10 protein-coding genes are annotated in these 9824 nt (G+C 73.6%); 6 read left to right on the plus strand and 4 right to left on the minus strand.

The annotated features are described in order from the left end of the window. The 3 genes from ACE3Q3_RS20960 to ACE3Q3_RS20970 form a co-directional block, all read left to right on the plus strand. Window positions 1-555, plus strand: a 555-nt coding sequence (locus tag ACE3Q3_RS20960) for a 2-oxo acid dehydrogenase subunit E2 (protein ID WP_374449217.1), incomplete at its 5' end; no start/stop codon positions are given. A gap of 10 nt (window positions 556-565) precedes the next feature. Continuing rightward, the gene (lpdA, locus tag ACE3Q3_RS20965; RefSeq protein WP_374449219.1) at window positions 566-1969 is read left to right on the plus strand and encodes a dihydrolipoyl dehydrogenase; all 1404 of its coding nucleotides are present in this window, start codon (window positions 566-568) and stop codon (window positions 1967-1969) included. Between the two features lie 18 nt (window positions 1970-1987). After that, on the plus strand, window positions 1988-2770 hold the full coding sequence (locus ACE3Q3_RS20970) for a TSUP family transporter (protein WP_374449221.1): 783 nt from the start codon (window positions 1988-1990) through the stop codon (window positions 2768-2770). A gap of 1 nt (window position 2771) precedes the next feature. Here ACE3Q3_RS20970 and ACE3Q3_RS20975 read toward each other — a convergent pair whose 3' ends face one another. The 4 genes from ACE3Q3_RS20975 to fsa are packed head-to-tail and all read right to left on the minus strand — an operon-like array spanning window position 2772 to window position 5791. Continuing rightward, window positions 2772-3413, minus strand: coding sequence for a LysE family translocator (locus ACE3Q3_RS20975; RefSeq protein ID WP_374449223.1), 642 nt, complete (start codon window positions 3411-3413; stop codon window positions 2772-2774). Window positions 3414-3433: 20 nt separating this feature from the next. Next, window positions 3434-4363: a tyrosine recombinase XerC gene (locus tag ACE3Q3_RS20980; RefSeq protein ID WP_374449225.1), complete on the minus strand. Its 930-nt coding sequence runs from the start codon at window positions 4361-4363 to the stop codon at window positions 3434-3436. After that, window positions 4360-5097 carry a DUF484 family protein gene (locus ACE3Q3_RS20985; RefSeq protein WP_374449227.1) on the minus strand — a complete coding sequence of 246 codons (738 nt, stop codon included), beginning with the start codon at window positions 5095-5097 and terminating at the stop codon, window positions 4360-4362. Before ACE3Q3_RS20985 ends, ACE3Q3_RS20980 begins: the two co-directional genes overlap by 4 nt. Before the next feature lie 19 nt (window positions 5098-5116). After that, window positions 5117-5791 carry a fructose-6-phosphate aldolase gene (fsa, locus tag ACE3Q3_RS20990; RefSeq protein WP_374449230.1) on the minus strand — a complete coding sequence of 225 codons (675 nt, stop codon included), beginning with the start codon at window positions 5789-5791 and terminating at the stop codon, window positions 5117-5119. 78 nt (window positions 5792-5869) lie between these two features. Between fsa and ACE3Q3_RS20995 the strand changes: the two genes are divergently transcribed. The 3 genes from ACE3Q3_RS20995 (at window position 5870) to ACE3Q3_RS21005 (ending at window position 9760) form a co-directional block, all read left to right on the plus strand. Beyond that, window positions 5870-8086 carry a primosomal protein N' gene (locus ACE3Q3_RS20995; protein ID WP_374449232.1) on the plus strand — a complete coding sequence of 739 codons (2217 nt, stop codon included), beginning with the start codon at window positions 5870-5872 and terminating at the stop codon, window positions 8084-8086. 120 nt (window positions 8087-8206) lie between these two features. Beyond that, window positions 8207-8992 (plus strand): hypothetical protein, encoded by a 786-nt coding sequence (locus ACE3Q3_RS21000; protein WP_374449234.1) that lies wholly within the window; start codon window positions 8207-8209, stop codon window positions 8990-8992. 207 nt (window positions 8993-9199) lie between these two features. After that, window positions 9200-9760: a F0F1 ATP synthase subunit delta gene (locus ACE3Q3_RS21005; protein ID WP_374449236.1), complete on the plus strand. Its 561-nt coding sequence runs from the start codon at window positions 9200-9202 to the stop codon at window positions 9758-9760. The last annotated feature ends 64 nt before the right edge of the window (window positions 9761-9824 follow it).

Below are 9824 nucleotides of genomic sequence, written 5' to 3' on the forward strand. Positions count from 1 at the left end.
GACGCCTTCGAGAAGAAGCACGGCGTCAAGCTCGGCTTCATGTCCTTCTTCGTGAAGGCGGCGATCGCCGCGCTCAGGGAGATCCCGGCGGTGAACGCCGAGATCGACGGCGACGAGATCGTCTACAAGAACCACTACGACATCGGCGTCGCGGTCGGCACGGAGCAGGGGCTGGTGGTCCCGGTGGTGCGCGACGCCGACGCCATGTCCTTCGCCGACATCGAGAAGACGATCGGCGCGCTCGGCAAGAAGGCCCGCGACGGCAAGCTGTCGATGGAGGACCTGACCGGCGGCACCTTCACGATCTCCAACGGCGGCGTCTACGGGTCGCTGATGTCGACGCCGATCATCAACCCGCCGCAGTCGGCGATCCTTGGGATGCACAAGACGATGCAGCGCCCGATGGTGGTCGGCGACCGGATCGAGGCGCGGCCGATGATGTATCTGGCCCTCTCCTACGACCACCGCATCATCGACGGCCGCGAGGCGGTCACCTTCCTGGTCCGGATCAAGGATGCGATCGAGGACCCGGAACGGCTCCTGTTCGATCTCTGAGGAACGCGCCATGGCCGAGGAAACCTTCGACCTCGTCGTCATCGGCGGCGGGCCCGGCGGCTATGTCGCCGCCATCCGGGCGGCCCAGCTCGGGCTGCGCGTCGCCTGCGTCGAGAAGGACGCGACGCTGGGCGGCACCTGCCTCAACGTCGGCTGCATCCCCTCCAAGGCGCTGCTCGATTCGTCGGAGAAGTTCGCCGAGGTCGGCGACCTCGCCCGCCAGGGCGTCGTCGTCGAGAAGGTCTCGCTCGACCTCGCGGCGATGATGGCCTGGAAGGACAAGGCGGTCGCCGACAACACCCGCGGCATCGACTTCCTGTTCAAGAAGAACAAGGTCGAGCGGGTGTGGGGCACCGGCCGCATCGCCGCGCCGGGCGAGGTGGTGGCGACCGGGCCCGACGGCGCCGAGCGCCGGCTCGCCGCCCGCAACATCCTGATCGCGACCGGCTCCGAGGTCACGCCGCTGCCGGGGGTCGCCATCGACGAGCAGCGCATCGTCTCCTCGACCGGCGCCCTGTCGCTGCCGGCGGTGCCCAAGCGCCTCGTCGTCGTCGGCGGTGGCATCATCGGGCTCGAGCTCGGCTCGGTCTGGCGCCGCCTCGGTTCCGAGGTGACGGTGATCGAGTTCCTCGACCGCATCACGCCCGGCATCGACCTCGAGGTCGCCAAGACGCTGCAGCGGACGCTGGCCCGGCAGGGCCTGAAGTTCCGTCTCGGCACCAAGGTGACCTCGGCCACGCCGTCCGAGGCGGGCGTCACCCTGACCGTCGAGCCGGCCGCCGGCGGCGCCGCCGAGACCCTGGAATGCGACGTGGTGCTGGTCGCCATCGGCCGCCGGCCCTACACGGCCGGGCTCGGGCTGGAGGCGCTGGGCATTGCGCTCGACCGCGGCCGGGTGCCGATCGACGACCATTTCCGGACCAGCGTCCCCGGCATCTACGCGATCGGCGACGTCGTCCGCGGGCCCATGCTGGCGCACAAGGCCGAGGACGAGGGCGTGGTGGCGGCCGAGATCATCGCCGGCCAGTCCGGCCACATCGACTACAACGCGATTCCGGGCGTGGTCTACACTTGGCCAGAGGTCGCCACCGTCGGCCGCAGCGAGGACGACCTGAAGGCGGCCGGCATCGCCTACAAGGTCGGCAAGTTCCCGTTCACGGCCAACGGCCGGGCGCGCTGCGTCGGCGAGACCGACGGGTTCGTGAAGATCCTGGCCGACGCCCGGACCGAGAAGGTGCTGGGCGTCCACATCATCGGCCCGGACGCCGGCACCCTCATCGCGGAATGCGTGCTGGCGATGGAGTATGGCGCCTCGGCGGAGGACATCGCCCGCACCTGCCATGCCCATCCGACCCTGAACGAGGCGGTCAAGGAAGCGGCCCTGGCGGTCGACGGGCGGGCGCTGCACATCTGATACCGGGTCCGCCGGCCGATGGACGATCCCGCGGCCGGCGACCTCCTGCGCCTCCTCTTCGGGGAGGTGGCGCTCGCCGAGTACCTGCTGGTCCTGGCCGTCGCCGTGGCGGCCTCGATCATCGGCGGGCTCGCCGGCTATGGCCCGGGCCTGCTGCTGCCGCTCGTCCTGGTGCCGACGATCGGGGCGGAGGCGACGGTGCCGGTGATCGGCGCCTCGGCCTTCCTCACCAATGCCAGCCGCTTCTGGGTCTTCCGCGAGCATCTCGACGCCCGCGCCTTCCTGATCGTGGCCGTGGCGGCGGTCCCGGGCTGCGTTCTCGGCGCCTGGGGCTATTCGCTCCTGACCGGCCCGCGCGCGGGCCTGCTGATCGGTCTCTTCCTCATCGTCATGGTGCCGGTGCGGCGCTGGGCGCGGCGGGCCGAACTGCGCCTCTCCGAGCGCGGCATGGCGATGGCGGGGGCCGGCTACGGCGTCCTCGTCGGCTCGACTGCGGGCTCCGGCATTCTCCTGCTCTCGATCCTGATGGCGGCGGGCCTCGCCGGGCCGGCGGTGATCGCGACCGACTGCGCCATCACCCTCGTCACCTCGGTCGTGAAGACCGGCGTCTTCCAGGCGGCGGGGTCGATGTCGCCGGCGAACTGGGCGATGGCACTGATGATCGGGGCGGCGACGACCCCCGGCGCCTTCATCGCCCGCTGGCTGGTCCGCCGCTTCTCCGCGACCGTCCACATCCAGATCCTGGAGGCCGCCATCCTCGTCGGCGGCGGGGTGCTGGTGGCCAAGGGCCTGCTGGCCTGACCTATCCCGCCTGCGGCCGGCGGGCGAAGGCGAGCAGCAGGCCGAGGCCGCAGAGGACGCCGCCCGACGCCTGGCGGAGTCGCCGGATGACGGACGGCCGGCCGAACAGGTTGCGCCGCACGAAGTCGGCGGCGGCGGCGGCGACGACGTCGGCGCCGGTGTTGAGCAGGACCGAGATCGTGCCGAGGACGACGAACTGGACCGCGACGCCGCCCCGTGACGGATCGACGAACTGCGGCAGGAAAGCCAGGAAGAAGGCGGCCGTCTTGGGGTTCAGCGCCTCGACCACGATGCCCTGGCGGAACGCCTCGACCGGGCGGCTGCCGGCGCCCACGCGCGCGAGGTCGATGGGCGTGCCCGCCGCGCGGATCGTGCGGATGCCGAGCAGCACCAGGTAGGCGGCGCCGGCGAGCTTGAGCAGGGTGAAGAGCTCGGCGCTCGCCAGCAGCAGGGCCGAGAGGCCGACGGCGCCGGCTGCGACATGCGCCATCCCGCCGATGCCGGTGCCGACGCTGGACGCGATGCCGTCGGCCCGCCCGCCCGCCAGCGTGCGCGCGGCGACGTAGAGGATGCCCGGGCCGGGCGTCGCGGCGACGACCAGCGCCGCGGCGAGTGAGAGGGCGAAGGAAAGCGGATCGAACATCCTGGCCGCGTGGAGAGGGGTCAGCCGCGGGCGCGCGGGTGGGCGCGGTTGTAGGCGTCGACGAGCTGGGCGGTGTCGACGGCGGTGTAGCGCTGGGTGGTCGACAGCGAGGCGTGCCCCAGCAGTTCCTGGATGGCGCGCAGGTCGCCGCCGGCGGCCAGGAGATGGGTGGCGAAGCTGTGGCGGAGCGCATGCGGGGTCGCGGTCTCGGGCAGGCCGAGGCGCCGCCGGAGGTCGCGCATGCGGCGCTGGGCGACCGCCGGCTGCAGCGCGCCGCCGCGGGCGCCGAGAAAGAGCGGCGTCCCGGGCGCGCCCCGCCACGGGCAGAGCCGCAGATAGTCGGCGACGGCCGTGCGGACGGCCGGCAGCACCGGCACCCGCCGCTCCTTGCGGCCCTTGCCCAGGACCGACAGCGCCTCGCCCAGCGGCGCCGCCGACCGGGGCAGGCCCAGCGCCTCGCCGATGCGCAGGCCGGCGCCGTAGAGCAGCGAGAACAGGGCGAGGTCGCGGGCGGCGATCCAGGGCTCGGCCGCCTCCTCGGTCCCGTCGAGGACGGATGCGGCCGCCTCCGGGCTGAGGGCCTTGGGGATGGCACGCGGCAGCTTCGGCGAGCGCACGGCGGCCAGCGCCGGCGCGTGGCCGTAGCCGCGCCGGTCGAGGAAGCGGACGAAGTTGCGGACCACCGAGAGCGCGCGGGCGGTCGAGGTCCGGGCATAGCCGTCGCGCGCGCGGCGGGCGAGCCAGGCCCGGAAATCGATCGGCTTCAGCGCGAGCAGATCGTCGAGGCCGGGCCGGTCGCCCAGATGCTCGGCGAGGAAGCCGAGGAAGCCGCCGAGATCGTCGCGATAGGCCGCCAGCGTGTGCGGCGACAGCCGCCGTTCCCCTTCGAGCCATCGGGCCCAGGCGCGCCTCGCCTCGCCCAGCCGGTCCTCCGCGGCGGCGGCGGTCACGTCGCCGGCAGGTCGAGCCAGGAGCGGATGGCGAGCGAGCCGACCTTGCCGAGGAAGCCGAGCAGCTCCGTTCCCTGACCCGGATGAAAGCGCTGCGGGTCGCGCGAGCCCATGGCGAGCAGGCAGGGCGGCGCCATGCCCGACACCGCCAGCCGGATCAGCGCGTCCGAGCGGACGAGGCCGGCGCCGGCGCCGAACAGCAGCGGGTCGCCGACGACGTCCTCGCGCAGCACCACGTCGCGATCGCTCCCGATCAGGTCGCCGACCGAGCCCTCGGGCAGGCCGGCGAGGCCGTGGACGTCGACCCGCGGCAGCCGGCCGTCGGCGGTCTCGACGCAGAGCATCACCACATCGACGTCGAGCAGCAGCGACAGGTCGGTGGTGAAGGTCTGGACGAGATGCTCGAAGGTGCGCGCGCCGAGCAGGGCCAGCGCGGCGTCGTGGATGCGCGCCTGGCTCTGGATGTTGGCGCGCGTCGCCTTCAGGAGGTCGCGCTGCTCGTCCTTGATCCGCCGGACCTCGTCCTGCAGCCGCTTCAGCATGAACTGCTGCATGTCGACGACGGCTTCGCCGCGGCTCGGCGCCGGCGGCGCCAGCACGGTGACGAGGTCGGGATGGCGGACCAGGAAGTCGGGATGCGCCTTGAGGTAGGCCGCGACCCGGCCGGCCGTGAGGGCCGGGGGCGGGGGCGGGGCGGCGGTCTCGCCCGCGGGGTCGCCGCGCCGGTCGGGCATCGGATCGGCTCCCGTCGCCTCAGGCGGCCTCGGGGCCGCCCAGGATCGACTGGCCGGTCTTCGCCCAGTCGGCGAGGAAGGCGGCGAGGCCCTTGTCGGTCAGCGGGTGCTGGTACATCTGGCGCAGCACCGCCGGCGGCAGGGTGGCGACATGGGCGCCCATCTTGGCCGCCGTCACGACATGCCCCGGATTGCGCACCGAGGCGACCAGCACCTCGGTCGCGATCGCCGGATACTGGCCGTAGATGGTGCAGATCTCGTCGATGAGCTGCATGCCGTCGGCGCCGATGTCGTCGAGGCGGCCGACGAAGGGCGAGACGAAGGTGGCGCCGGCCTTGGCGGCGAGGATCGCCTGGGCGGCCGAGAAGCACAGGGTCACGTTGACCATGGTGCCCTCGTCGGTCAGCGCCTTGCAGGTGCGCAGGCCGGCCGGGGTCAGCGGCACCTTGACCGCGACGTTGCCGGCGATGCGGGCGAGGCGGCGGCCCTCGGCCAGCATCCCCTCGTGGTCGGTCGCCGTCACCTCGGCGCTGACCGGCCCCGGCACCACGGCGCAGATCTCGGCCACCGTCTCCAGGAAGTCGCGCCCGGTCTTGGCGACCAGCGAGGGATTGGTGGTCACGCCATCGACGAGCCCGGTTGCCGCCAGATCGCGGATTTCGGCAATGTCGGCGGTGTCGATGAAGAATTTCAACGGGCTGCGTCCCCTGGCGGCGATGTGGTGGTGGCGAGCCGGTTCCGGCCCGTCGAATCCGAGGCTAGAATTTATCCGATGCCGCCCGACCGCGCCAGTGAGCCGCGCGGCGCCCCGGACGAGGGGGCGCCGCCCGTGGCGGTTCTGCTGCCCCTGCCGTTGGCGGGCGCCTACGACTATGCGGTCCCGGCCGGGCTGACGGTCGGCCCCGGCGACTATGTCGTCGTGCCGCTCGGCGGTGCCCGCCACGTCGGCGTCGTCTGGGGCGCGGCCGAAGGTGCGGTCGAGGCCCGCCGCCTGCGGCCGATCGAGCGCCGGTTCGACGCCCCGCCGATGCCGGAGGAGCATCGCCGCTTCGTCGAGCGCGTCGCGGCCTACACGGTCTCGCTGCCGGGGGCGGTGCTGCGCCTTGCGCTGGGCGCCACGGCGGCGCTCGATCCGGCCCCGCCGACCCTGCTCCATCGCCGATCCGCCCTGCCGGTGCCGGCCGGCCTGCGCCTGACCCCCGCCCGCCGGCAGGTGCTGGCGGTGCTGGAGGGCGGCCCGGCACGGCCGCTGGCGGAGATCGCGCGCGAGGCGGGCGTCGGCGCGGCCGTGGTCCGCGGCCTCGCCGACGCCGGCCTCGTCGAGGCGGTGCCGGTGCCGGGCGACCGGCCGCCGCCGGTCCCCGACTGGTCGCGACCGGGGCCGGTCCTGTCCGCCGAGCAGGCGGCGGCGGCCGCGGACCTCGCAGCGCGGGTGCGGGAACGGCGGCCGGGCACGGTGCTGCTCGACGGCGTCACCGGCTCGGGCAAGACGGAGGTCTATTTCGAGGCGATCGCCGCCTGCCTCAAGGCCGGCCGCCAGGCGCTGGTGCTGGTGCCCGAGATCGCGCTGACCGGCCAGTGGCTCGGCCGCTTCGAGCGCCGCTTCGGCGTGCCGCCGGTCGAGTGGCACTCCGAGGTCTCCTCCGGCGACCGCCGCCGGGCCTGGCGGGCGATCGCGACCGGCACCGCCCGGGTCGTCGTCGGCGCCCGCTCGGCCCTCTTCCTGCCCTATCCCGACCTCGGCCTGATCGTCGTCGACGAGGAACATGACGGCGCCTTCAAGCAGGAGGACGGGGTCGTCTACCACGGTCGCGACATGGCGGTGCTGCGCGGCCATCTCGCGGGTTTCCCGGTGGTGCTGGCGTCGGCGACGCCGTCCCTGGAGACGGTGGTGAACGTCGAGGCCGGGCGCTACGGCATGCTGCACCTGCCCGACCGCCACGGCGGCGCGAGCCTGCCCGAAATCCGGATGATCGACCTGCGCAGCGACCGGCCGGAGCGGCAGCGGTGGATGGCGCCGACGCTCGTCCGCGCGGTCGGCGAGACCCTGGCGGCGGGCGAGCAGGCGCTGCTCTTCCTCAATCGCCGCGGCTATGCGCCCCTCACCTTGTGCCGTGCCTGCGGCCATCGCCTGGAATGCCCGTCCTGCACCGCCTGGCTGGTCGAGCACCGCCTGGCGGGTCGGCTCCAGTGTCACCATTGCGGCTTCACGACGCCGCTGCCGCGGCAATGCCCGGCCTGCGGCGAGACCGACACGCTGGCGGCCTGCGGCCCCGGCGTCGAGCGCCTGGCGGAGGAGGTGGCGGCGCGCTTCCCGGCGGCGCGCGTCGAACTGGTGGCGAGCGACACGCTGACCGGCCCCCGCGCGGTCGAGGCCCTGGTCGGCCGCGTCGCCCGCCATGAGGTCGATATCCTCATCGGCACCCAGGTGGTGGCGAAGGGCCACCATTTCCCGATGCTGACCCTGGTCGGCGTCATCGACGCCGATCTCGGGCTCCATGGCGGGGACCTCCGGGCGGGCGAGCGCACCTTCCAGCTCCTGAGCCAGGTGGCCGGCCGCGCCGGGCGCGCCGAGCGGCCGGGCGTCGTCTATCTGCAGACCCTCGACCCCGGCCATCCCGTCATGCAGGCGCTGGCGAAGGGCGACCGCGACGGCTTTCTCGCCGCCGAGGCCGAGGGCCGGCGCCAGGCCCGCATGCCGCCCTTCGCGCGGCTGGCGGCGCTCATCCTGTCGAGCCCGTCGGTGCCCGACGTCGACCGCGCCGCGACCATGCTGGCGCGGACGGCGCCGGCTGAGCCGGACCTCCAGGTGCTGGGGCCGGCGCCGGCGCCGCTCGCGGTGCTGCGCGGCCGGCACCGCCGTCGCTTCCTGGTCAACGCCCCGCGCCAAGCGCCGCTGCAGGCGATCCTGCGCGACTGGCTCGGCCGGGTGCGGCTGCCGGGCAGCGTGCGCTGTCAGGTCGACGTGGACCCGTACGGCTTCCTCTAGCGTTGCAGCGGCGGTGTCCCGGCCCCGCGGCGGCGCGTTGCCTGCCGCAGGCCGCGGGACTAACGTCCGCGGGCAGGACGTTGTCCGTCATGCCGCTCGCGGCATCGGGAGGAGGCAAGCATGCGCATGATGATGGCGGCAATGGCGGGGGCGCTGTTGCTGATGGGGTGTGTCGAGGAGCGGGCCGGCTACGGCGGCCCGGCGACGAGCTATGCTCCGGCCCAGCCGCCGGGCCAGGTCCAGCTCGTCGACGCCGGCGGACCCGGCGTCCAGCTCGCCCAGGCCCCGCGCGGGCTCGAGATCTACAATGCCGACTATGGCGAGCGCGGCCGCTACTGCAACGCCGAGCGCCGCATCGCCCGCGAATGCAACGGCCGCCGCGGCTGCGAGTTCGAGGTCGGCAACCATCTCTGCGGCGACCCGGCGCCGAACGTCGTGAAGGAACTGCGGCTGAGCTTCGGCTGCGAGGGCCGGCGTGGGTCCGACCAGGATGCGGTGCGGGCGCGCGAGGGCCAGCGGGTGCGCCTGGAATGCGAACGCGGGCGTGCCGAGGCGCAGGTCTTCGGGCGCCCGGCGCCCGGCCCGGGCTTCGGCCCGCCCGGCTACGGCCCCGGTCCCAACTACGGCCCCGGTCCCAACTACGGCCAGGGGCCCGGCTATGGCGACCGCGACATCCGGGTGATCGAAGCCCGCTACGGCAGCCGCTCGCGCGCCTGCAATGCCGCCCCGGCGGTGGCCGACCGCTGCAACGGCCGCGACCGCTGCGGCATTCGCGTCGACAACGGGCTCTGCGGCGACCCGGCCTTCGGCGAGCCGAAGGTGCTCGAGGTCACCTACACCTGCGGGCGCGGCGACCGGCGCAGCGCGGTCGGCCGCGAGGGGCAGCGTCTCGATCTCGGTTGCTGATCCGGCCCGGTCCGGTCAGTCGGTCGGTGAAGAGGCCCGCGGCGCTCCGCCGCGGGCCTTTTCGTCGGGAGCGGTCGTTGCAATGCGACCGACCCCATGCTAGTGAACCGCCCGCGTTCGGGCGGGATACCCTGCCCGACGGGTGTCCATTGTCTGGGCGGGGGCTCCGGGCGGGCACATCCTCCAGGCGCCGAAGGGAAGGGTTTCGTGGCTGCCAAAGCGTCAGAATCCGCCGGGCTGGCCGAGCGCTATGCGAGCGCTCTGTTCGATCTCGCCGACGAGCGTCGGACCGTCGATGCCGTGGCGGACGATCTCCGTCGCCTCCGCACGATGCTGGCCGACAGTCCCGACCTGCGGCGCCTCGTGCGCAGCCCGGTCCTGGGCCGCGAGCAGCAGGGCCGGGCGGTGGCGGCGATCGCCGACCAGGCCGGCTTCGACGCGCTGACCCGGAACTTCCTCGGCCTGCTCGCCCGCAACCGGCGGCTCTTCGCCGTCGAATCGATGATCGCGGCCTTCCTCGCCGAACTGGCGCGCCGCCGCGGCGAGCTGACGGCGCATGTGACGTCGGCCGCGCCCTTGTCCGAATCCCAGCTCTCCACCGTCACCGACGCCCTGCGTCGGGCGGTCGGGGGCAAAGTCACGGTCGACCTTGCGGTCGATCCCTCGCTTCTGGGCGGTCTGGTCGTGCGCGTGGGCTCGCGCATGGTCGATTCTTCGCTCCGCACAAAGCTGCAACGTCTCGAGCTCGCGATGAAAGGGGTCGCGTGATGGAAATCCGCGCGGCGGAAATCTCCGCCATTCTCAAGGAACAGATCGCCAATTTCGGTTCGGA

The organism is Allostella sp. (genome assembly GCF_041913585.1).
In the GTDB taxonomy this organism is placed as follows: domain Bacteria; phylum Pseudomonadota; class Alphaproteobacteria; order ATCC43930; family Allostellaceae; genus Allostella.

Excerpts from the sequence above, each read along its gene's own strand:
- lpdA (WP_374449219.1), top strand. The coding sequence starts at position 566 with ATGGCCGAGGAAACCTTCGACCTCGTCGTCATCGGCGGCGGGCCCGGC.
- ACE3Q3_RS20970 (WP_374449221.1), top strand. The coding sequence starts at position 1,988 with ATGGACGATCCCGCGGCCGGCGACCTCCTGCGCCTCCTCTTCGGGGAG.
- ACE3Q3_RS20975 (WP_374449223.1), bottom strand. The coding sequence starts at position 3,413 with ATGTTCGATCCGCTTTCCTTCGCCCTCTCACTCGCCGCGGCGCTGGTC.
- ACE3Q3_RS20985 (WP_374449227.1), bottom strand. The coding sequence starts at position 5,097 with ATGCCCGACCGGCGCGGCGACCCCGCGGGCGAGACCGCCGCCCCGCCC.
- ACE3Q3_RS20995 (WP_374449232.1), top strand. The coding sequence starts at position 5,870 with ATGCCGCCCGACCGCGCCAGTGAGCCGCGCGGCGCCCCGGACGAGGGG.
- ACE3Q3_RS21000 (WP_374449234.1), top strand. The coding sequence starts at position 8,207 with ATGCGCATGATGATGGCGGCAATGGCGGGGGCGCTGTTGCTGATGGGG.